Source organism: Sulfurospirillum diekertiae (genome assembly GCF_011769985.2).
Classification (GTDB): domain Bacteria; phylum Campylobacterota; class Campylobacteria; order Campylobacterales; family Sulfurospirillaceae; genus Sulfurospirillum; species Sulfurospirillum diekertiae.
Window position 1 is genome coordinate 75640 of sequence record NZ_CP039734.2, and the last position, 21196, is coordinate 96835.

25 protein-coding genes and 1 tRNA gene are annotated in these 21196 nt (G+C 36.6%); 15 read left to right on the plus strand and 11 right to left on the minus strand.

The window, feature by feature from the left end; all coding sequences use genetic code 11:
• Positions 1 to 23: 23 nt before the first annotated feature.
• A complete protein-coding gene (gene rpsT / locus FA584_RS00435; protein WP_025343336.1) occupies positions 24 to 299 on the minus strand; it encodes a 30S ribosomal protein S20 in 276 nt (91 codons plus the stop codon).
• Positions 300 to 637: 338 nt separating this feature from the next.
• Between rpsT and glmM the strand changes: the two genes are divergently transcribed.
• The 7 genes from glmM (at position 638) to rplT (ending at position 5751) form a co-directional block, all read left to right on the plus strand.
• Positions 638 to 1978, plus strand: a complete 1341-nt coding sequence (gene glmM / locus FA584_RS00440; RefSeq protein WP_088437165.1) for a phosphoglucosamine mutase — start codon at positions 638 to 640, stop codon at positions 1976 to 1978.
• A complete protein-coding gene (gene lspA, locus FA584_RS00445; RefSeq protein WP_167749927.1) occupies positions 1971 to 2417 on the plus strand; it encodes a signal peptidase II in 447 nt (148 codons plus the stop codon). The genes glmM and lspA overlap by 8 nt, the downstream gene beginning before the upstream one ends.
• 82 nt (positions 2418 to 2499) lie before the next feature.
• Positions 2500 to 2575 (plus strand) — tRNA-Val (locus FA584_RS00450).
• A gap of 54 nt (positions 2576 to 2629) precedes the next feature.
• Positions 2630 to 4447 (plus strand): threonine--tRNA ligase, encoded by a 1818-nt coding sequence (thrS, locus tag FA584_RS00455; protein ID WP_191342064.1) that lies wholly within the window; start codon positions 2630 to 2632, stop codon positions 4445 to 4447.
• A complete protein-coding gene (gene infC, locus FA584_RS00460) occupies positions 4444 to 4959 on the plus strand; it encodes a translation initiation factor IF-3 (RefSeq protein WP_088437167.1) in 516 nt (171 codons plus the stop codon). The genes thrS and infC overlap by 4 nt, the downstream gene beginning before the upstream one ends.
• Positions 4960 to 5087: 128 nt before the next feature.
• Positions 5088 to 5282 carry a 50S ribosomal protein L35 gene (gene rpmI / locus FA584_RS00465; RefSeq protein WP_087437414.1) on the plus strand — a complete coding sequence of 65 codons (195 nt, stop codon included), beginning with the start codon at positions 5088 to 5090 and terminating at the stop codon, positions 5280 to 5282.
• Between the two features lie 115 nt (positions 5283 to 5397).
• The gene (gene rplT, locus FA584_RS00470) at positions 5398 to 5751 is read left to right on the plus strand and encodes a 50S ribosomal protein L20 (protein WP_087437415.1); all 354 of its coding nucleotides are present in this window, start codon (positions 5398 to 5400) and stop codon (positions 5749 to 5751) included.
• Positions 5752 to 5957: 206 nt separating this feature from the next.
• Here rplT and ccoG read toward each other — a convergent pair whose 3' ends face one another.
• The gene (gene ccoG / locus FA584_RS00475) at positions 5958 to 7319 is read right to left on the minus strand and encodes a cytochrome c oxidase accessory protein CcoG (protein ID WP_167749928.1); all 1362 of its coding nucleotides are present in this window, start codon (positions 7317 to 7319) and stop codon (positions 5958 to 5960) included.
• Positions 7309 to 8004, minus strand: a complete 696-nt coding sequence (locus FA584_RS00480) for a recombinase family protein (protein WP_167749929.1) — start codon at positions 8002 to 8004, stop codon at positions 7309 to 7311. Before FA584_RS00480 ends, ccoG begins: the two co-directional genes overlap by 11 nt.
• Before the next feature lie 201 nt (positions 8005 to 8205).
• Here FA584_RS00480 and rpsU point away from each other — a divergent pair, with 201 nt between their 5' ends.
• The 8 genes from rpsU (at position 8206) to FA584_RS00520 (ending at position 14849) form a co-directional block, all read left to right on the plus strand.
• Positions 8206 to 8418: a 30S ribosomal protein S21 gene (gene rpsU / locus FA584_RS00485; protein WP_025343347.1), complete on the plus strand. Its 213-nt coding sequence runs from the start codon at positions 8206 to 8208 to the stop codon at positions 8416 to 8418.
• Positions 8419 to 8552: 134 nt separating this feature from the next.
• Complete coding sequence (locus FA584_RS00490) at positions 8553 to 9272, plus strand: helix-turn-helix domain-containing protein (protein WP_167749930.1); 720 nt, start codon at positions 8553 to 8555, stop codon at positions 9270 to 9272.
• Between the two features lie 5 nt (positions 9273 to 9277).
• The gene (locus tag FA584_RS00495; RefSeq protein WP_167749931.1) at positions 9278 to 9907 is read left to right on the plus strand and encodes a UPF0323 family lipoprotein; all 630 of its coding nucleotides are present in this window, start codon (positions 9278 to 9280) and stop codon (positions 9905 to 9907) included.
• A gap of 2 nt (positions 9908 to 9909) precedes the next feature.
• On the plus strand, positions 9910 to 11091 hold the full coding sequence (locus FA584_RS00500; RefSeq protein WP_167750664.1) for a glutathionylspermidine synthase family protein: 1182 nt from the start codon (positions 9910 to 9912) through the stop codon (positions 11089 to 11091).
• A gap of 3 nt (positions 11092 to 11094) precedes the next feature.
• The gene (locus FA584_RS00505) at positions 11095 to 12027 is read left to right on the plus strand and encodes a D-2-hydroxyacid dehydrogenase (RefSeq protein WP_167749932.1); all 933 of its coding nucleotides are present in this window, start codon (positions 11095 to 11097) and stop codon (positions 12025 to 12027) included.
• 9 nt (positions 12028 to 12036) lie between these two features.
• Positions 12037 to 12537 carry a YajQ family cyclic di-GMP-binding protein gene (locus FA584_RS00510; RefSeq protein ID WP_096045504.1) on the plus strand — a complete coding sequence of 167 codons (501 nt, stop codon included), beginning with the start codon at positions 12037 to 12039 and terminating at the stop codon, positions 12535 to 12537.
• A 350-nt stretch (positions 12538 to 12887) separates the two neighbouring features.
• A complete protein-coding gene (locus FA584_RS00515; RefSeq protein WP_167749933.1) occupies positions 12888 to 14477 on the plus strand; it encodes a phosphoethanolamine transferase in 1590 nt (529 codons plus the stop codon).
• Positions 14478 to 14486: 9 nt separating this feature from the next.
• The gene (locus FA584_RS00520; protein ID WP_096045507.1) at positions 14487 to 14849 is read left to right on the plus strand and encodes a diacylglycerol kinase; all 363 of its coding nucleotides are present in this window, start codon (positions 14487 to 14489) and stop codon (positions 14847 to 14849) included.
• 47 nt (positions 14850 to 14896) lie between these two features.
• On the opposite strand, the gene FA584_RS00525 is transcribed toward FA584_RS00520, so the two are convergent.
• The 8 genes from FA584_RS00525 to FA584_RS00560 form a co-directional block, all read right to left on the minus strand.
• Positions 14897 to 16087, minus strand: a complete 1191-nt coding sequence (locus FA584_RS00525) for a hypothetical protein (protein ID WP_167749934.1) — start codon at positions 16085 to 16087, stop codon at positions 14897 to 14899.
• A 13-nt stretch (positions 16088 to 16100) separates the two neighbouring features.
• Positions 16101 to 17435, minus strand: a complete 1335-nt coding sequence (locus FA584_RS00530) for a cytochrome c (RefSeq protein ID WP_167749935.1) — start codon at positions 17433 to 17435, stop codon at positions 16101 to 16103.
• A 428-nt stretch (positions 17436 to 17863) separates the two neighbouring features.
• Complete coding sequence (locus tag FA584_RS00535) at positions 17864 to 18160, minus strand: c-type cytochrome (RefSeq protein ID WP_167749936.1); 297 nt, start codon at positions 18158 to 18160, stop codon at positions 17864 to 17866.
• A 72-nt stretch (positions 18161 to 18232) separates the two neighbouring features.
• Positions 18233 to 18568: a hypothetical protein gene (locus FA584_RS00540; protein ID WP_167749937.1), complete on the minus strand. Its 336-nt coding sequence runs from the start codon at positions 18566 to 18568 to the stop codon at positions 18233 to 18235.
• The gene (locus FA584_RS00545; protein WP_167749938.1) at positions 18562 to 19749 is read right to left on the minus strand and encodes a sensor histidine kinase; all 1188 of its coding nucleotides are present in this window, start codon (positions 19747 to 19749) and stop codon (positions 18562 to 18564) included. Before FA584_RS00545 ends, FA584_RS00540 begins: the two co-directional genes overlap by 7 nt.
• A complete protein-coding gene (locus FA584_RS00550) occupies positions 19706 to 20380 on the minus strand; it encodes a response regulator transcription factor (RefSeq protein ID WP_096045513.1) in 675 nt (224 codons plus the stop codon). The genes FA584_RS00545 and FA584_RS00550 overlap by 44 nt, the downstream gene beginning before the upstream one ends.
• Positions 20367 to 20594: a DUF1104 domain-containing protein gene (locus tag FA584_RS00555; protein ID WP_167749939.1), complete on the minus strand. Its 228-nt coding sequence runs from the start codon at positions 20592 to 20594 to the stop codon at positions 20367 to 20369. The genes FA584_RS00550 and FA584_RS00555 overlap by 14 nt, the downstream gene beginning before the upstream one ends.
• Positions 20595 to 20597: 3 nt before the next feature.
• Complete coding sequence (locus FA584_RS00560; protein WP_096045515.1) at positions 20598 to 21194, minus strand: ABC-type transport auxiliary lipoprotein family protein; 597 nt, start codon at positions 21192 to 21194, stop codon at positions 20598 to 20600.
• Positions 21195 to 21196: the final 2 nt, after the last annotated feature.

The following is a 21196-nucleotide window of genomic DNA, read 5'->3' on the forward strand; positions in this document are numbered from 1 at the left end:
AATAAAGAGGGAGTTGCCGCAAGTTATGCAGCAACACTACCTAGCGTATTAACGAGTTGTGACAATCTGCTTACACGGCGAGCAGCTGTATTTTTAGTTAAAATACCTTTGCCTGCATAAGAATGAAAGTTTTTATTCACATTTTTCAACGCAACTTCAGCTGCTGCTTGATCACCTGCTTCTACAGCTTCTCTTACAGCACGTGTTAGATTTTTGATTCTAGTTTTATAAAATCTATTTCTTTCAGTGCGTTTTTTTGTTTGTCTAATACGCTTTTCTGCTGACTTGTGGTTTGCCATAGATAAGCCTTTCGTTTTTAAATTTAGGCGTAGATTATATAAAAATAAATATTAAATACAACTTATTTTAAGGGCAATTTAAAATAAAAAAGGCATTGTTTTGCGTAGGTTGATCAATTTTTAATTAATAATATAACGATATATTCATTAGTTCTCTTTTAAAATAATTTTTTATTGTTATGTATAGGGTATGTCAATGATTGATTTTTGACACTAAGTAAATATAGATAACTGTAGAAAATGGGAGGCATACCCTTTTACATGTAAAGATTAGAAAAGTTTTGTTACAATTTCATAATCATAATTGATTGAATGTATAGATGACATTAGGAAAAACAATGAAACTTTTTGGAACCGATGGTGTTAGAGGTAAAGCAGGCAAAAAACTAAGTGCTTTTATGGCGATGCGTTTGGCAATGGCTGCAGGTATCTATTTTCGTAAAAATTCTATTACGAATAAAATTTTAGTAGGTAAAGATACGAGGCGCAGTGGTTATATGATTGAAAATGCGATTGTATCAGGCTTAACGGCCGTTGGTTACGATGTAAGACAAATTGGTCCTATGCCTACTCCTGCAATTGCTTTTTTAACGGAAGATATGCGTTGTGATGCAGGTATCATGATTAGCGCATCCCATAACCCTTATTTCGATAATGGAATTAAATTTTTCGACTCATTTGGTAATAAACTAGGCGAAACAGAAGAGGCAGCCATTGAAAAAATTTATTACGATGATGCATTAATTGAAGCAAATCAAAAAATGGAATTTGATATTGGCCGTTCTAAAAGAGTTGATGATGTGATTGGTCGTTACATTGTACAAATCAAGAATTCTTTTCCTAAAGCGTTAACGCTTAAAGGATTGCGCATTGTTCTTGACACGGCCAATGGCGCGGCTTACAAAGTTGCACCAACTATTTTTAATGAACTTGGTGCTGATGTTATTATGATCAATGATGAACCTAACGGTAGCAATATTAATCTTAACTGTGGAGCATTACATCCTGAGGAACTTGGAGAAGAAGTACGCCGTCTTCGTGCAGATTTAGGTTTTGCTTTTGATGGTGATGCTGATCGTTTAGTGGTTGTTGATGAAAACGGAAATCCTATTCATGGTGATAAGCTCATAGGAAAAATTGCCACTTTTTTACAAGGGCAAAATAGGCTTGCTAACAAAGGTGTCTGTGTTACTGTTATGAGTAATCAAGCGTTAGAAGATTATCTTAATAAATCAGGTATAAAAACCTATCGTTGTGATGTAGGGGATAAAAATGTTTTAGAAGCCTTATATAGGGAAAAAATAAACTTTGGAGGCGAGCAAAGTGGGCATATTATCTTGTCTGATTTTGCTAAAACAGGTGACGCGTTAGTAGCTGCTCTTGCTGTTATGCACTGTATGCTCACAGAAAAACAAAAAGTGAGTAAATTATTTAGTCCTTTTGAGCTTTATCCTCAACTTCAACAAAATATTAAAGTCGATAATAAAATTCCTCTTGCTGAACTCAAAGGCTATGACAAGTTAGTATCCGAACTAGAAAGCAAAAAAATCCGAGTTCTTATCCGTTATTCAGGAACAGAAAATTTATTACGTATTTTACTTGAAGGTCAAGATGAAAAGCTTCTTGAAGATCGTATGGAGAAAACAGTCAAATTTTTTAAAAGTGCCTTGAATGAATAGAAGATGGATTGTTCTTATTGCTTCATTATGTTGTGTTTTTTTTGTAGATCAATTGATTAAAACTTTTTTCTTAGAAGGATTTCGCTGGCAAGGGAGTTTCTTTTCATTGATTTTGACTTACAATAAAGGTGTAGCATTTTCAATGTTCGCTTTTTTAGAAGAGTATCTAAAGTATATTCAACTATTTTTAGTTGGTGGTTTAGGTATTTATCTGTTATTTTATAAAGACATACTTCGAAACTATAGTTTTCCTATAGGAATTATTTCAGGTGCAGCACTGAGTAATATTTACGATCGCTTTATCCATGGTGGTGTTGTAGATTATTTTTTCTGGCATTATGGTTTTGAATTTGCTGTTTTCAATTTTGCCGATGTAATGATTGATTTTGGAGTAATTCTGATTTTATATCACTCTTGGAAAAGCAAAAAAGAAAGTTAGATGCTCGATTTATCCACCTACTATGATGAAAATAGTTGCAATTTTATTTTTTTTTGGTATAATCTCAGCTCTTAAATTGTGTGGTCGCGTAGCTCAGTTGGTAGAGCACTACCTTGACATGGTAGTGGTCGGAGGTTCGAATCCTCTCGTGGCCACCATATTTTTTGTTCTCCCGTCTGTTTGGGAGTTCATACAAGTAAAAGGATCTTATTATGATGAATGATGTTATAGCCTATAAAGAAGGTGCTCTCGTCATTGACACCCAAACTGCTGCTGCCTCCTCAAAGACTTACGAAGACAAAATCTTATTTGATAATTCAAAAGATGCTCTTGAAGTAATCCGTCACTCATGTGCACATTTAATGGCTCAAGCGATTAAAGCATTATATAAAGATGCACAATTTTTTGTTGGACCTGTCATTGAAGACGGTTTTTATTATGATTTTCGTGTTAATGAAAAGATTGGTGATGCTGATCTTAAAGAGATTGAAAAAAAGATGGCAGAGCTTGCTACTGCTAAGTTGCCAATTGAGAAGATTTATACGACTAAAACGGCTGTTATTAAACGTTTTGAACATGACAATCTTAAACAAGAAGTTTTGCTAAGAATCCCTGATGGTGAAGTATCTATCTATAAACAAGGGGATTTTGAAGATTTATGCCGTGGACCTCACGTTCCCAATACTAAATATCTTAGATTTTTTAAACTGATTAAAGTTGCAGGTGCCTATCTTGGTGGTGATGAGAAACGTGAAATGCTAACACGTATTTACGGTATAGCTTTTGCAGATAAAGAGAGCCTCAAAGATTATATTACTATGATTGAAGAAGCAAAAAAGAGAGATCATCGCAAAATCGGTAATGAACTTAAGCTCTTTACCTTTGATGATGAAGTAGGTGCAGGTCTTCCAATTTGGTTACCCAATGGTGGCAAATTAAGAAGTAAGTTGGAGCAACTCCTTTTTAAAGCACATCGCAAGCGAGGTTATTTACCTGTAAGAGGGCCAGAACTTCTAAAATCTGATGCATGGAAAATTAGTGGTCACTACCAGAATTATGGTGAGAATATGTATTTCACTGTCATTGATGAGTCTGAATATGGCATTAAACCAATGAACTGTTTAGGGCATATTAAAGTATTTCAAAGTGAAGTGAGAAGTTACCGCGATTTACCACTTAAATTTTTTGAATACGGTGTTGTACATCGTCATGAAAAAAGCGGTGTACTCCATGGGCTATTCCGCGTGCGTGAATTTACTCAAGATGATGCTCACATTTTCTGTACACCGGATCAAATTAAAGAAAATGTTATAGAAATTTTAAGTTTTGTCGATTCTATTATGAAAACATTTGGATTTAAGTATGAGATGGAAATTTCGACTCGCCCTGAGAAATCAATTGGTGATGAAAAATACTGGGAGGCAGCAACGGAAGGCTTAAAGAATGCACTTGATGAAAACGGCATTCATTATGGCATTGATGAAGGTGGTGGAGCTTTTTATGGCCCTAAAATTGACATTAAGATTACCGATGCGCTTAAACGTAAATGGCAATGTGGAACCATTCAAGTTGATTTTAATTTGCCAGAGCGTTTTGATATTTCCTACATTGATGCAAACAATGAACATGCACGTCCAGTCATGCTACATCGTGCAATTTTGGGTTCATTTGAGCGTTTTATTGGTATTTTGATTGAACATACATCGGGAGAATTTCCATTTTTCCTTGCACCAACGCAAGCCGTGATTATTCCAATCTCAGATGCACATTTGGCTTATGCTAAAACATTAGCAAATGAACTTATGGTTGAAGAAATTGATGTAGAAGTCTCTTCCAAAAATGAGAGCCTCAATAAACGCATTCGCAATGCAGAAACGATGCGCGTGCCAATGATTTTGGTCATTGGTGATGCCGAAGTTGAAGGACAAAGTGTTGCCGTAAGAGATAGACGCGAAAGAACACAGTATAATTTGACTAAAGAAGCATTAATATCAAAAATGAAGGAGAAACTTAGTGAGGTACACTTTTGAGTAAAGACAAAGATGTCATACTGAACGACGAGATCAGGGCAGCTGAGGTAAGATGTGTTGGTGATGATGGTACACAATATGGCATTATTACCAGAAAAGAGGCTCTTGCAAAAGCGGATGAGCTAGGACTAGATCTCGTTTTAATCGCACCTGATGCAAAGCCCCCGGTTTGCAAAATTATGAATTATGGTAAGTTCAAATACCAACAAGAAAAAAAACTGAAAGAAGCACGTAAAAATCAGAAAATTATTGAGATCAAAGAGATCAAACTTTCTGTAAAAATTGCTGCAAATGATGTTAATTATAAAATCAAACATGCTAGAGAGTTTTTGGAAGAGGGCAAACACGTACGTTTCAGGGTATTCCTAAAAGGGCGAGAGATGTCTAATCCAGAGATTGGAGAGCAGGTTTTAGAAAGCCTTTGGCCAATGTTGGAAGATATCGCTGAGCGTGAAAAAACACCAAAGCTTGAAGGTCGTTATATTAATATGTTGGTTACTCCTAAAAAATAACCTATAACTCATCGTAACTTTTCTTTATTTTAATCCTCTCTAAGGAAAATTAAGCTATTATAGCCGTTTTCTAACGCTAGAGGGGATATTTCCTCATTTAGATTTTAGAATAAATATAAGGAGTATGCATGCCGAAAATGAAAACGGTACGCGGTGCCGCTAAACGTTTTAGAGTAGGTAAGAGCAAGATTAAAAGAGGCGCAGCCTTTAGAAGTCATATTCTTACTAAAAAACCAACGAAAAGAATGCGTGGTTTGAAAGAATCTAAAGTGGTAGATGCACGCGATGAGAAGTCCATTAAATTAATGCTTTGTAAAGCATAGTTTAAAAAGAGTTTTTGACAAGAGTCATTCACCCTACATGTAATGTTCCCCTCATAATGAGGGTAAGTTCCCAAGATGGGACACCGACATTGATTTATTTGGTCAAGGAGACACCATGGCAAGAGTAAAAACAGGTATCGTCAGAAGAAGACGTCACAAGAAAATTTTAAAGATGGCAAGAGGCTTCTTTAGTGGAAGAAGAAAACACTTTAGAAAAGCAAAAGAGCAAATAGAGAGAAGTTTAGTTTATGCATTTCGTGATAGAAGACAAAAGAAAAGAGATTTTAGAAGACTTTGGATCACACGTATTAACGCAGCATGCAGACTTAATGACATTAGCTACTCACGCTTCATCAATGCGCTAAACAAAGCAAATATTGATTTAGACAGAAAGATTCTTGCAGATATGGCGATGAATGACCCTGAAGCCTTTGCAACTGTTGTAAAACAGGCAAAATCAGCGCTTTAATACACTACACATATAAGACGAATGGTTAGCATGCCATCGTCTTATTTCTTCTTATACTTATTTTTTCTTACAGAATTTACTCCATTAATATAAAATCTAAGATTTGTTGAAAACTACTTTATAATTTCGAGATTGGAAAAAGGAGAGAGTGTATACAAGAGAAGATTTAAACTTCTTATCTTGCATACACAAATAGTATTTTAAGGCTAAACATCACTTCGTTTTGGATAGATAAAAATTGTATGTCGATTAACAATAATCTTTTCTTTTGCATCAACTGCATATGCTTTAATTGTAATTGGTAAATCTTCGCCTTCTTCTTTTAGCTCTTTTGGTGCAGCATTAAGAATAACAACTTTCTTCATTTTCTCACCTGCTTTCAATAAAAAAGGCTCGCTTGGTTTATCAATTTTGATATCTTTATTTGAAATTTCAAAATAGTATGTATGATCTTTAGTGTCAGTATTTTGAAATAAGAATGTATAAACATTTTCAACTGTTTTACCATCGTCTGCCATTTTGTAAAGTTGGCTAGTTCTGTTGATATTTAAAAGCATATATTCTTTTTGAGTTCCCATAGCAAAGAGTCCGATGAGTGCAATACTAAGGGCAACCATGTAAGCAATGGTTCTAAAACGAAAATACTGTGTTTTTACACCTTTTTCTGCTGCATTATAGCTCGTCCATGTAATGAGAGAAGGTTTACCTAGTTTTTCCATAATAGGTGTACATGCATCTGCACATTCCAAACAGTTAATACACTCTAGTTGCATTCCCTTGCGAATATCAATATGCGTTGGGCAAACTCTAACGCATGCTTCGCATCCTGTACAATCATCGGTTGCCAAAGGTGGTTTGCTACTAAGCTTCATCCCTTTTGCATCATAGATTTGACCACCGCGCTTTACATCATAAATCGTTTGAATGGTATTTTCATCAAAAAGTGCAGATTGGATACGTGCGTAAGGGCAAATATAAATACAAAAATTCTCTTTAAGTGCCACAATGTCATAGACTAGAAAAGCAGTAATGCCTATCAAAAAGCCATACATAATAGTATTGTCAAGAGGATGTTGAAGGTAAACAAAAAAGTCTTCCGGAGGTATAAAATACCATAAAAAATTTGATGCAGCGAGAAGAGCTAAACATGCCCAAATGATGATAGCTATAAAACGCTTTACGAGCTGATTTTCAGGTTCTTTTTGTTTGTTATGAATATTTTTGCGAATTCCTAACAGTTTTGTTTGTATAAGATCACGAAAAATAACCCTAAAAATCGTTTGTGGGCATGACCAACCACACCAAACTCTACCACCGAGAGTTGTAATAAAAAAGATACCTAAGAAAAAAAGCATAATGACAAAAGGCATTAAGTAAAGTTCTTGCATATCGAAAGCAGTAAAGAAGAGGTTTAACTGCTTTTTATCAAAACTAAGCAAAAAGAAGTGTTTACCCTCTATGGTGATAAATGGCAAAACAAGGGATATAAACGTAATAATGCCAAAACTCATATAGCGTTTCAACCTATAATAAGTAGGTTGAGTTGAACAATCGTTGCTACAATTCATGTGTGGTTCCTTCTGTGTAATCTACTGGTTGCTTAATAAGTGAACACTCTTTCGCAACAGAAGATTTTAGTGTGAGTGGTTGTTGTTTGGATGATTTAAGAAGTGAAAATTTTGCTTTTACAAGCTCTTTTAGACCTCTAGAATTTACATAGTCTTTTAATGACGTACGACTAACATTTAAAATTTTTGAAATTTCACTAATAGAAGTTTTTTTTTCAAGGAGTTCAATGACGTAAGGACGATGGATGTCAAATTTTGACTTAGACATTCTACCTTTTGGTCTTCCTTGCGTTTTTTCTTTATCAAGTTGTTTAATGAATTCTCTTTGTTTGACAAGAAGATCAAGTAAGATTAATGGTTTTGAGTCAACGTGAATACAGGTATTGACATCGGCAATATGTATAGAGATGGAGCGTGTGAGTAAACATTCAAAGATTTTGACTAATTCTTCAACATTGTTAGAGAAGGTTAAAAGATCAAAGATGATAATATGATCATGTTTAGAAAGAGATCGCAAGAATCCTTTGAACTCTTTACGTTCTTCAAGCTCTAATGCAGGATCCGAATTTTCGATCTCTGTAGTATTGATTTCAAGATCATGATGATGAGCATATTTCAAGATCTGTTTCTGTTGAACAACCATTGAAGAGTCATTACTCCTCGTCTTTAAAAGGACAATATTCATAAAAATGTCACCTTTTTATCATTGTTTTATTTGAAAGTATACATTTAATGACGTATAAAGTCAATATAAAATTAGTTTTTATCGTCAATTTTTATATTATAAGCATTAATACGAATAATCAGGGAAATGATTTAAGCTTACATGTAATTGTAGTTAGATAGAATGCATCCCTAAATTCATCAGAAAGGTGGTGGATAGAGTATGCCAGGAATTAAAGTACATCCTAACGATTCATTCGATGAAGCGTATAGAAAGTTTAAAAAACAAGTTGATCGTAACCTAGTTGTAACTGAAGTGCGTGCAAGACGTTTCTATGAAACAGCAACAGAAAAACGCAAAAAAGATAAAATTAGTGCTCGCAAAAAACAGTTGAAAAGACTTTATATGCTTCGCCGTTACGAGTCACGACTCTAACACACACAGCCAAGAAGTTATCTTCTTGGCTGTTTTTCTTATCCTTCAAAACAATTTCCTCAAACTAAACTAAACTAAGCTGTGATAACATAAGAACAAATATATTTCTCTTCGTTAGCAAAAGGGTCATCAAGATGGATAAAAAACTAACTGTTATTGAGGCAGCAAAGCTTTTAGGCGTGAGCAAAGAGGCTATCTACAATCGTTTGCGACGTGGTTCCCTACAAAGTATTATTGAAAATGGCGTCAAGTACATTTTACTAACAAAAAGTAGTCTAAAGGAAGGTTCATCGATTCGCAAAATAGAAAATGTGACAGAGAGTGCTTATGTTGAACTTCTCAAAGTACAACTTGAAGAGATGAAACTTAAAAATGAAAAACTCGAAGCGGATAAAGAGCGTCTCATTGCTGATAAAGAACGTTTATTGATTGAATCGAAAGAAAAAATTGAAATGATCTATAAAGAGAGAGATGAGCAACTTAAAGCGATTCTGACTTTAGCCAATCGGCAAATCACACATACAGGGAATGAAACAGTAACATCTACTAACACACCCACGACCATCGTTCCTTCTAGTAATGTTACAGCCTCACCAACACCTTTTTCATTTGAGGAGGCCGACGTTTTAGATGAAGATGAAGAAAATAGGGTTGTAGAAGATATGTTTGAGTCTTATAGTGACTGGAGAGATTTGAGAAGTTATCTTAAAGAAAAAGGATTTTCCAAAAAAGAAAAACAACATATCAGTGATAAAATTGGTAAAAAGATAGGTCAATTGAATGATGTTATGGATAAAAATGGCAAACTTTTTATTAAAAAAGGCAAAAAACTTAAAGAAATACTAGGAGAATAAAAATCGTGCAGTATATCCGTAAAATTTCAGATTATATGATTGCAGGAGGCATTGGTGTAATGGTTCTTGTAAGTATGCAAGGCTGTGATCAAAAAGATGAGAATAAAAATGCTCTTGCAGATGCAGCAAAAACACAAGGAGCACTTGTCATTGTTGATGAAAGCGCCACAGGAGAGTATAAAATAGCCGAAGAGTATCCAAGTTCAACCACGCGTGTTATTGTTCGAAAGCCTGATGGAAGCGAGCGTATTTTATCACAAACTGAAATAGATGCCTTAGTCAAAGAAGAAGCAAAAAAAATCGATAACAACACGTCCCCTTTAACTAATTCAAATATGAACTCAGGGCAAATGGGTTTGGGTGGTATTCTTCTCTCAAGTATTGCTGGAGGTATGATTGGTAGTTGGATAGGTGGAAAACTTTTTAATAATCCAACCTATCAAAATCAAAGGGCAACTAATTATTCAAGTCCGCAAGCTTATTCTCGCAGTACAACTAGTTTTAACAAACCAATGTCCACCTCTAGCACAAGTAGCACAACGAAAAGCAGTGGCTTTTTTGGTTCAAGTTCTGGCAGCGGCAGTTCATCCAGTAGCACTTCAAGCTCAAGTGTACCTTCAAGTTCAGGAAGTTAATGATGTTATATGTAGAAAAAATAAAACCGTTAAGTAAGGAATTTTTGGAGTCAATTGGTTTTTATTGGCATACAGACGCCGATCAAACATCGTATGTTGTCGATGAATTAGTATTGGTGAGTACTGCTGAAGTGGAAGCCTATTATGAAGCGGCAAACACCCTTTATGATATGTTTGTTGAAGCAGGACAATATGTGATTGATAACAACCTTTTTCATGAGCTGAATATTCCTTTTAATTTAGTAGAGCTCATTAAAAATTCATGGGCCAATGATGTGCATTGGCATCTCTATGGTCGTTTTGATTTTGCAGGGGGCATTGATGGCAAGCCGATTAAACTCATCGAATTTAACGCCGATACTCCCACATCATTGTATGAGACAGCCATTATTCAATGGGCAATGCTTAAGGCCAATGGTATGGATGAAGCCAAACAATTTAATACCGTTTTTGAAGCGCTCAAAGAGAATTTCAAACGCCTTGTGGTTCTAGGTGGTAATACGGAAGATTTTGCAGAATATTACGATGGTTGGAAGATTTTATTCTCTTCGATTCGAGGTAATATTGAAGATGAAAATACTACCAGACTTCTTCAAACAGCAGCGAATGAAGCAGGATTCCATACGGATTTTGCGTATATTGATGAGGTCGGGTTTAATGGAAGTGAAGGTATTTTCAAAGGAGATGAAAATTTTGAATTTTGGTTCAAACTGGTTCCTTGGGAAAACATCGCCATAGAAGAGGGTGATTTAGCGCTTTTACTGGATGAAATTGTACGTGAGCAAAAAGCGATTATTCTCAATCCTGCATATACACTGCTGTTTCAAAGCAAAGCATTTATGAAAATTTTGTGGGATCTTTTCCCCAACCATCCTCTTTTGTTAGAGACATCGTATGAGCCACTCAAAGGCAAAAAACAGGTTGAAAAAAGAGCGTTTGGACGCGAAGGTGCTAACACGATTATTTACGATACAGACATGTCTGTTATGGCAAAAGTTGAGGGCGATTACGGTAACTTTAAACCGATCTATCAAGCGTATGTGGAACTTCCAAAAGACGTTGAAGGGAAATCCTATCAAGCGGGGGTTTTCTTCGCTTATGAGGCTTGTGGGCTGGGCTTTCGAAGAGGAGGGCTCATTATGGAAAACTTCTCAAAATTTGTGGGACACCGCATAAAGGATTAAAAGATGAAAATCGTTTTTTTAGATGCTAGTACCATGGGAAATGATATTGATTTGAGCCTTTTTGAGCAGTTTGGGGTATTTGAAACATTTGCGATGACCGAGATGTTTGAGCGCGTTGAACATATTGGAGATGCTGAAATTATACTCACCAATAAAGTGATCATCGATTCCGTGGTGATGGACGCCTGCCCTGGGTTAAAGCTCATTTGCATTACCGCTACGGGGACGAACAACGTTGATTTAGATTATGCCAAGCAAAAAGGCATTGTCGTTAAAAATGTTGCGGGGTATTCCACGGCATCCGTAGCACAAACAACCATCATGTTAGTGCTCAATCTTTTGAGCCAGTGCGAGTATTATGATCAGTATGTCAAGTCAGGTGAGTGGACCAAAATCTCTATTTTTACCCATATTGATCGTCCTTTTTGGGAAATCAAAGGAAAACGTTGGGGTATTATTGGTTTAGGGACGATTGGAAAAGAGGTTGCTAAAATTGCAACTTCTTTTGGCGCGCAGGTGGTTTATTTCTCCGCTAGCGGAAGACATTACGAGACGTCTTATACGCAAATCAGTCTAGAAGAGATGATGCAAACATGTGATGTGATTTCCATCCATGCACCACTAAATGACAAAACAAAAAACTTGATTGCGAAAGAGCAATTCCATCAAATGAAAAAAGGTGCTATTCTTGTCAATGTTGGACGGGGAGGTATCGTTAATGAAGATGATTTACGTGAAGTTATTGATACCAAAGAGATTTATGTAGGGCTTGATGTATTGGCTATTGAGCCCATGATAGAGGATCATCCCCTTTTACATGTAAAGCATCCTGAACGCTTAATTATTACGCCCCATATTGCGTGGGGGAGCATTGAAGCTAGGCGAGAATTGATGCGTTTAGTAGGCGAAAATATCAAAGAATATCTAAGACACTAAGGAGAATATATGGCAGCAAAAGAGCATAGTTTTGACATTACCGCAGAGATTGATAAACAAAAATTTAAAGACGCTTACGAACAAGCTAAAAAAGTCATCACCAATCGATGGGATTTTAAAGGCATTACGTGCGAATTTGAGCACAATGAAAAAGCCAAGACGGTGACTTTGGTGACAACCACAGATTCTAAAGCTGATGCAATGGTTGAAGCACTCATTTCAGAGGCTATCAAACGTGAGATTTCTTCCAAAGCACTGAAAGAGACGAAACGAGAAGTTGCAGGTGGCAATAAAACCAAAGTAACGGTGAGCATTGTAGATGCGATCTCGAGTGATGATGCTAAAAAAATTGTCAAAGAGATTAAAGATCTTAAACTCAAAGTTCAAGCTTCGATTCGTGGCGATGTCGTCAGAGTTGAAGGTAAAGCGATTGATGATTTGCAAGAAGCTATTAAAGCGATTCGTGGGTGCGATTTTGATTTCCCTGTAAACTTTACAAACCTCAAGTAACCTATGGAGCAAGAAGTTCCTCCTATTATTGAGATCATTCCCAAAATAAAGGGGTTTTGGTGCCGCATAGCAATGTTTAGCCTTTATGGCCTATTAACATTTACGCCATTTCTTGTGGGTAGCTGGTTAGGCTATTCCTATAATATCGTAATAGGAATAGCTTTTTTCCTCTTTTTAACCTTGGTAAGTGGTGTCATAAGTTCAAAAATGCGTGTTTGTTCAATTCCTTTTGAGCAGCGAGAAATGAGTTATTCAACAATGGCAATCGTGAAATGGTATCTCGCAAAAAACATTTGTTTAAAAAACTAAACTATACTTTACATGTAAAACCAACTATCAAGAGAAAATGAATGAAATTTAAAATAACCCGTAATCAGCTTATCGTTGTTGTAGCACTTTTTTTAGTGCTTTTTGACAATATTTCTTTTTTTAAACATGTTACGCAAGTCTATGATGTCTCCATTGCCAATAGTGGCTTTTTACTCTCTTTAGGCGTTGTATTGGTTGCTATTATAACAGTGTTGCTGAGTTTATTCGCCTCACGTTATACTCTGAAACCAGTTGCAATAGCATTTTTATTAATTGCCTCGTTAACAAATTATTTTATGAATACTTACAACGTCATTCTTGATGATACAATGATCCAAAATGCCATGGAAACCAATGCTAATGAGTCATTGGACCTTATAAACTGGAATCTTTTAGGCTATTTCTTTTTCTTGGGTATTATCCCTTCATTTTTAATTTATCGTGTACCTATTCTTCATGGAAGTTTCAAACAAGAGGCTTGGAATAAGGCAAAAAGTATTGGTATTGCTCTTGTTTTGATTGCCGTGATGCTATTTGCCTTTAATCGTTTTTACACCTCATTTTTTAGAGAAAATAAACCTTTACGGTACTATACCAATCCAACTTATTGCCTATACTCTGTAGGAAGTTATATGTACAATAGCTTTTATAAGAAAGAAGCAACACTGAAACAGATTGGACTAGATGCAACAAAAGAAGAAGGTGCTACTCGTAAATTGACCATTGTCGTTGTTGGTGAAGCGGCCCGTGCTAATCGCTTTTCACTGAATGGTTATGAAAGACAGACCAATCCTTTACTGCAAAAAGAGGATATTATTAATTTCTCAAATGTCTATTCTTGTGGGACATCAACTGCTATCTCCGTACCCTGTATGTTTTCTAATTTAGGACGCCAAAACTACAGTGGTAAAGAAGCGAAGTCGACTGAAAATGTTATCGATGTACTTAAACACAGCGGTGTCAATGTATTGTGGCGCGATAATAATTCCGACTCCAAAGGCGTTGCTTTACGGGTAGAGTATCAAGATTATAAAATAAGTCAAAACAATACACTGTGTGAAGATGAATGTCGTGATGAGGGAATGTTAGTTGGATTACAAAAATATGTTGATGCGCAAAAAGGTGATATCGTTATTGTCCTTCATCAGATGGGTAATCATGGTCCAGCGTATTATAAACGCTACCCGAAAGCATTTGAAAAATTTACCCCCGTATGCCAAACCAATCAAGTCGAAAAATGCAGTGCTGAAGAGATCGGAAACGCATATGATAATGCTATTTTATATACGGATTATTTTCTCTCTAAAACCATTGCCTTTTTAAAACAGAATGATCAAAATTTCCAAACATCAATGATCTATATGGCAGACCATGGGGAGTCTTTGGGTGAAAAAGGGCTTTATTTGCATGGGATTCCTTATTTTATGGCTCCTGAAGAGCAGACACATATAGGGGCACTGATGTGGTTTGGCTCTCAAAGCAAGGAACGCATTGATATAGCATCTCTTGAGCAAAGATCATCACAAGAATACTCACATGACAATCTTTTTCATACAATTTTAGGTGTGATGGGGGTTAAAACAGCACTCTATGATCGTACAAAAGATATACTAACCTACAAACATCAATAAAGGCTTAGTGTGAGAAACCAACCTAAATATCATTTTTTTAAAAATACAACCTATGCGCTCAAAGGTTTAAAAGATATGATCGCTAATGAGACTTCATTTAAAATAGAGCTGGGGCTTGTAGTTATTTTACTTCCTGTTCTGTATCTGCTTCCTTTGGATCTTTTATCCAAACTCGTGATGTTTATAGCACTGATGGGCATTCCTATGGCAGAAGCGATTAACAGTGCAATAGAACGTGTGACAGACCTTGTAACGCTTGAGTACCACGAAATGGCAGGACGTGCAAAAGATGCAGGTAGCTCCGTTGTCTTTTTAAGTATCGTTATTTTTGTCGTTGTGTGGGGATTTTCACTTATTAATTTTTACATGTAAAGATGCAAGGCTAAATTTTAGCCTTGCAAACAGCGATAGATAGCCACCTAAAGCGTATTTTTAAAGACAACCACAAGTCCCCACGCGAGAAAAACCAATGCCCAAATAATCGTAATGCCAACCGTAGCATTTGCGAGTTTTGTCACGGTACCATCTGCCGTATAGAGTCCTTTGGTGCGTCCTGCTCTCCACGCTAAAGTCAGCATAAATCCAACGCCCGTAAATCCAACACAGACAAACGTTGAGAGGAACATAATGACCGTTGGCCAGTCGATGTTCATTGGATAATCGTAGATACTATAACCGTATTTGCTCATGATATTCATACGAATCACTTCTCGGAGTGTTGAAATCAAGAGTGCTGTAACCACTAAAACAAGGGTTGTGATGTAGCTATTGCTCTCTTTGATGACCATGAAAAGTAAAATAAGAACAAATAGTACAATGGCAAGCACCAATGGATTGAAGAGCATATTGAGTGTAAGTACCCACGCGGCAAAAAGAACAGCACTAATGAGCAATCCTACGATGGCTACTTTTTTACCAAGGTTTTTCACAAACGCAAGATACTCAGCGGTATACCCATCACATTTTGAGGTGTAATCCACGTAATTGAGCAAAAAGATACCTGTAACGGGGGCACTAAGACTAACCATGAACGCTAAGCGAAGAATATCAATGTGTAAAACCGTTCCTGATGTATCGACTACGCCATTAGGTGCGTACCAATTCATCCATTGTTCGGGTTGAATGGATTCATTTGCAAACGCGTGCATCAAAACACCTGCACCAATGAATGCAACAAAAGAGACGATGCCTATGATCCCTGCTATCGGTGAGTTGTTTCTATTGGCATAGTAAAACCAATACCAAAGAGAGTAGGCCAAAATTAGAATGTAGATGAATGCAACGACCCAAAGACCGGAGATGGTGTTTGTGACGTACCAGTTAGCATCGTAAATGACTTGCGTGAATAAAAGAGGCGCTACGCCTAAAACAATCAGTAAAGAGACACTAATTTTCGCAACTTGTGTCATATGAGTGCTCAATTTTTTCCAGTTTTCATCAACGGCTTTTTGAGCAGAACCTATCAATGCAAGAGGAATACTTCCTAATGCTAAAAGCACAAAGGCAATATGCAATGCCCATGTTAAAATATACAATGCTTGAAATACAATAGGGTAAAATGGTACGCCAGCAGGATCGCGTAGCGTGTTCAAAACAAGACCGATATCCATAGTTTTCCTCCTCTTAATTTTGCGTAGCAAGCCAAGCTGCTAGCGCTTTTGTTTCATCCGTTGGTAGTTTAATCGGTGGGATATAACTACGAACTCCAGCTGCTACAACATCCGTCAATATGGTCTCAATCGTAGCAGTATCCATTTGTGGGAATCTATCGGGTAATGGCCTAAACTTAGCCCCTTTTTCCAAAGAGTGGCAGTTTGAACAGGCAATCTTAGCGATGAGCTTTCCTGCTTCAAGTTGATTTTCAGGCGTGATGGTTCTAAGATGATCGGGAACGAATGGGTCTAGTTTTAATAAACCTTTTTCTGCCACAAGTGCCATTTCAGATTTAACATGTTTACCTGGAACATCGCGGGCAATCAGCTGGTTACTATAGATGTAACGACCTGCAACATAAGGCTTACGCATACTTTCACGCATTTTTTCACCAGGCCAAACACCAATCACACCAATCACAAGCATCATTACAACGGCTAAAACGGTATTGATGGAGCGAGGAAGTGCAAAGGCTAAAATTAAATAAAGTGCAATAATGCTGACCACAATAATACGCGTCATGCCATCACGTGCCCATAAAACATCGTGGAAAAGATCCCATGCACTTTGAGGCAATGTTTGGATATACCATAAGAAAGACATCATCACCGTAAATCCACCAATCATACCAATAACAGCCAGCTTACGTGTTAGTTCAATTCTGAGTTCTTTTTCTTTGAGACTGCTGCTAATGATGAAGCCAATGATGGCGGACATTACAATCATAAAGCCGATACGTAAGAACATATGAGGGAAGGTATTGATGCCAAAGAATGCATCACTGGCTGATCCTGTTTGATACCAGGCTTCTGTTCCTGGCCACATCATGAAGCTGATGATACCGATAATAAGGAAAAGTGTTGAAACGGAAGCCAGCGCAAACATATAGGTCAGTTTAAGATGTGTCTTGCGATCAATTTTTCCAATGGTGTAAATCAGTGTAAAGACGCCAATGACTTCCACAATAAAGAAAACCCATTCGGTTGCCCATACCCACACAAAGTTATGAATCAGCGCACTAATACCTCTTGGGCTTGCTGCTGTGGCAGTATACCAAATACCAGGTCCCGTAATAGAACCAATCACATAAGAGAAAATAACCAAGAACATACCATACTTTTTCATATAGTCATAAAGCTCTGGTCTATCTTCTTTGTACGCTTTGTGTGCTAAAAAAGCAAACAATAAAGCGGCACCCACAGACGTATGTGACGCCATAATGTGAATACTGCCCGTAATCCCCATCAGCCAAGCTGAACCAATTTGCGGAAAATAGAATAGAGGATATAATCCAATGTATTCCACCTAACACCTCCTTAAGATTTTTAAAATGGTTTGTAAAAGTAGAGCCTCTTCATACGTATTATTTTGTGACATAACGTTGCACCAAGAGGGGAGGTGTCTCTGCCTTTGCAAACCATTTTTATTATTACATGTAAGAATGTGCTTGTGGTTAACGCAGAAAAAGCTTAGTATTTAAGCCTTGTTTGAGTAGAATTTTCTTGCGTTGCAACAAGCACGTTGTGTTTATCCGATGTGGGTTTGGCGATCAACTCGGGTAAACAGCACTTCAAAACTAAAAGTTTCCTTGCATAAAACAATGACATATCAGTGTTAATTTAATGTTAAATTTAGAGATAGTAAGAAAATGGAAGAATGAAGAAGCTTATAATAGATTTTAGGCTTGAAATATAGCAGTATCAATAGAGGAGAGAAAATCTCTCCTCTATTGATTATTTGATTGAAGAGATATAGGTAGCGAGTGCTTTTACATCATCCGCACTAAGGTTTTTGACTTGAGCCGTCATTGTACCTTTTAGTACACCACCGTATGTACCTGCTTTGTAACCGTCAAGTGCTGCTGTAATTTTAGCCGCATCCCAACCCGCAATAATTTGCGATTTATTCAATGCTGCTTTTTCTGCTTTTGCTCCGTGACAGGTTGCACAGGTTTTAAAAAGAGTTTCCCCATCAGCTGCAAAAATAGAAGTAGCACATACAAGACCTGCTAAAAACAATATCTTTTTCATCGTAACTCCTTATGTAAATAATAGGATAATTATATAGATTAAAAGTGAATTTATTGTGAAATAAAAAAGTAATTATTTTAATTTATTAAAAACTTTGTATTGCTCCCAATACGTATCGAGTGCTTCTTGGAGTTCTGTGTCACTAAGTGTCGTTTTTTTCTTCACACCAAAGCGGTTAATCAGTCCATCAACTAAAATAGAGTTTTCTGCTTTTGGATTTTTAAGATACTTACTCATAGCATGTTTAACTTCCATCTCACTACTGTATTTGAGGAGATAGCGGTAGAAAAATTTATCAATTTTGATTGGCATATCTTCATGACAAGGAATGCAATTTTTCTCATAGACTCCTGTTTTCGCCCAGATAAAAGAGGTTATAATCATTAAAATAAGAATTTTTTTTACCATGCAATCCTCACTGTCGTTCCCTCGTGTAGTTTAGAGTCGATGCTTACATGTAAAGTATACTCTTTGGCAATAGCTGCTACGATACTAAGTCCTATACCAAACCCTCCGACCGTATGATCAAACCTCACGTAGCGTTCAAAGGCTTGATTGATTTTTTTGGTTTCGATGCCTCTTCCACTATCACTGATTTCAATGTATTCAGGTGTTAAAAGCACATGAATCGTTCCCCCAATTTTATTGTACTTGATAGCATTAGAGAGAATATTATCAATCAGTTTAGCAATTTTCTTACGATCTATCATCAAAAAAACATTTTCTTCAAGTGTAGACGTTAAAGTAAGTTTTTTTGATTCAATGAGAAGTGAAAAATACTCCAATCGCTCTTCAATGATAACTTTAAGATCGACCTCTTCATCATGAGAAATGATGTGATGTGAAAGCACTAAATAGGTAAGATCATCGTAAAGATTTGAGATGGTTTTAGATGCGATCGTAATGCGCTTTATCTTTTTTGCCAAACTTTCATCTAATGCCGTAAGCTCAATCATCTCAATATTAGAGAGAATTGTATTGACAGGCGTGTTCAGTTCATGGGTTGTGTCTTTAATGAAGCGATCTAAGAGCGTAATGGTGTCTCTCATCGGACGAAGAAGAAGAGCCAGCAAAAAATAACCAATAACAATCAAAATACCAAAAATAATGGCACCATACGTCAAAAGCTTACGGAAAACTTTTTTCTCCCATGAAAGTGGTGCATCGATTTCAATCACAATATACCGAGCACCCAAATAATAAGATTCTAGCTCTTTAACAAAGTAGATATGATTTCTTTTGAGGTAAATATCTTCGTAAAGATTGACTTTATTGGTACTCAATGTTGAAAAAATTTGTTTAAGACTACTGTCGTAAATAGCAGAATTAAATCGTTCATCTCTTGGATACGTTTGCTCTTTTCCAAGGTTTACATGTAAAGATTTGAGACGTGCAATGTGCTCATTTGTAAGATTAGAGAGAGCTTCTCTTTGATTCTGAAGCATTAAATCACGCTCTAAACCATAGTATAAAAAAGCTACAAATCCTAAAATTAGGAGTGCTAAAAAGGCGTAGAGAAATAGAAACGATCGAAGCGTTTTTTTCTCACGCGAGCGTAAATTTATATCCCAGTTTTTTAATACTAACAATACGATCCTTCCCCATAATTTTACGAAGATTTTTGATGTAAGTACGCAGTGTATCGTCACTACCTTGTTCGTCGTATTCCCACAAATGTGCCATAATCATCTCATGGCTGATGATTTCATTTTTCTTTTGTAAAAAGAGTTTGAGTAATTTTGCTTCTTTGTTTTGGAGTTGTACTACTTTGTGATTGACTAACAGTTGGTTATTAAGTGGGTCATACTCAATACCTTCATCAATGCAAATTTTAGGACTTTGAGTATGAAAGAACTCACGTTTTAAAATAGTTTCGATACGAAAGAGAAGCTCTTTAAGCACGAAGGGTTTGCGTAAGTAATCATCGCAACCACTTTCATAACCATGTTCTAAGTCTTCAATAGCATTTAGGGATGTCAAAAAAATGGCAGGGGTTGTATTATTTTCACGGCGTACGCGTTTAAGGAGTTGAAATCCATTTAAAGAGGGAACATTGACATCCAGTAAAAAGAGGTCATACTGATGTTCATATATCAGTTCTTCTGCGGCTTCACCATCGTAGACAGGCGTAACATGATAGCCTTTAGACTCCAAAAACTCACAGACTGTTTCGCTCAGATTGGTATCGTCTTCCAAAAGAAGAAGTCTAGTTTTGGGCATTGTCTCTTCTCTTTTTATCTTCATCATAGAGCGCTTTTTCTTCTTCACTCATGGTTGTTACACGTTTGTCAAGTTCTTGGTAAAAATGCTCTTCTGTCTTTTGGTCGACATAACCAATAAGCGCTATCAGCTCTTCTGTACTCATTTCACTAAAATCGGTCTTGGCAAATAAGAAACTCATAAGAATTAAACAGCCAAAGAGCACTTTTTTCATTGTTTATTTCCGAAGTTCATTGATCCAGATCGAGAGGCTTTTAATCACATCTTCAGTTGCTGTGTTAAATGCTTCTACGGCACCTTCTGCACCATGGGTATTGGTGACATCTCTTTTGGAAGAAAGTTTAGTGCTCCCTAGCACTTCACCTGTTTTGATTTCAACAAGACGAAAACGTATGCTTACATGCACATAAGATGTGCCATCTTCACGAAAAACTTCTTCAAAATTTTGAATAACGGGCTCTAAGACCAAGTTATTCGATGCCATAGAGGTTCCTGAAATAACAGATCCAAAATGATGTTGATCTTGCAACGCCTCCGTGATGAGGTATTGAAGTTTTAAAGGAGGCGTTTCGCTCCATACACCGTATTTATAAGGCAACATTGCACCCTCTTTTTTATACACAATGGCTCTTGAATTAAGACCACTGGGTGCATCAATATAGGCAACTTTGAGCACGTCCTGATTGGCAACGCTAAATCGCTCTAATTTCATCATAGGCTCTAGAGAATAGTTGTAGGGTCTTTGCGACGTTTCTTTGATGCTACAACCGCTAAGAAGCACAAGTGTGGTAAGCGTTAGAAGTACGTTTTTCATCT

Coding starts and splice junctions, on each gene's coding strand:
- rpsT (WP_025343336.1), bottom strand. CDS start 299: ATGGCAAACCACAAGTCAGCAGAAAAGCGTATTAGACAAACAAAAAAA.
- glmM (WP_088437165.1), top strand. CDS start 638: ATGAAACTTTTTGGAACCGATGGTGTTAGAGGTAAAGCAGGCAAAAAA.
- lspA (WP_167749927.1), top strand. CDS start 1,971: ATGAATAGAAGATGGATTGTTCTTATTGCTTCATTATGTTGTGTTTTT.
- thrS (WP_191342064.1), top strand. CDS start 2,630: ATGATGAATGATGTTATAGCCTATAAAGAAGGTGCTCTCGTCATTGAC.
- rpmI (WP_087437414.1), top strand. CDS start 5,088: ATGCCGAAAATGAAAACGGTACGCGGTGCCGCTAAACGTTTTAGAGTA.
- rplT (WP_087437415.1), top strand. CDS start 5,398: ATGGCAAGAGTAAAAACAGGTATCGTCAGAAGAAGACGTCACAAGAAA.
- ccoG (WP_167749928.1), bottom strand. CDS start 7,319: ATGAATTGTAGCAACGATTGTTCAACTCAACCTACTTATTATAGGTTG.
- FA584_RS00480 (WP_167749929.1), bottom strand. CDS start 8,004: ATGAATATTGTCCTTTTAAAGACGAGGAGTAATGACTCTTCAATGGTT.
- rpsU (WP_025343347.1), top strand. CDS start 8,206: ATGCCAGGAATTAAAGTACATCCTAACGATTCATTCGATGAAGCGTAT.
- FA584_RS00490 (WP_167749930.1), top strand. CDS start 8,553: ATGGATAAAAAACTAACTGTTATTGAGGCAGCAAAGCTTTTAGGCGTG.
- FA584_RS00500 (WP_167750664.1), top strand. CDS start 9,910: ATGTTATATGTAGAAAAAATAAAACCGTTAAGTAAGGAATTTTTGGAG.
- FA584_RS00505 (WP_167749932.1), top strand. CDS start 11,095: ATGAAAATCGTTTTTTTAGATGCTAGTACCATGGGAAATGATATTGAT.
- FA584_RS00510 (WP_096045504.1), top strand. CDS start 12,037: ATGGCAGCAAAAGAGCATAGTTTTGACATTACCGCAGAGATTGATAAA.
- FA584_RS00515 (WP_167749933.1), top strand. CDS start 12,888: ATGAAATTTAAAATAACCCGTAATCAGCTTATCGTTGTTGTAGCACTT.
- FA584_RS00525 (WP_167749934.1), bottom strand. CDS start 16,087: ATGGATATCGGTCTTGTTTTGAACACGCTACGCGATCCTGCTGGCGTA.
- FA584_RS00535 (WP_167749936.1), bottom strand. CDS start 18,160: ATGAAAAAGATATTGTTTTTAGCAGGTCTTGTATGTGCTACTTCTATT.
- FA584_RS00540 (WP_167749937.1), bottom strand. CDS start 18,568: ATGGTAAAAAAAATTCTTATTTTAATGATTATAACCTCTTTTATCTGG.
- FA584_RS00550 (WP_096045513.1), bottom strand. CDS start 20,380: ATGCCCAAAACTAGACTTCTTCTTTTGGAAGACGATACCAATCTGAGC.
- FA584_RS00555 (WP_167749939.1), bottom strand. CDS start 20,594: ATGAAAAAAGTGCTCTTTGGCTGTTTAATTCTTATGAGTTTCTTATTT.
- FA584_RS00560 (WP_096045515.1), bottom strand. CDS start 21,194: ATGAAAAACGTACTTCTAACGCTTACCACACTTGTGCTTCTTAGCGGT.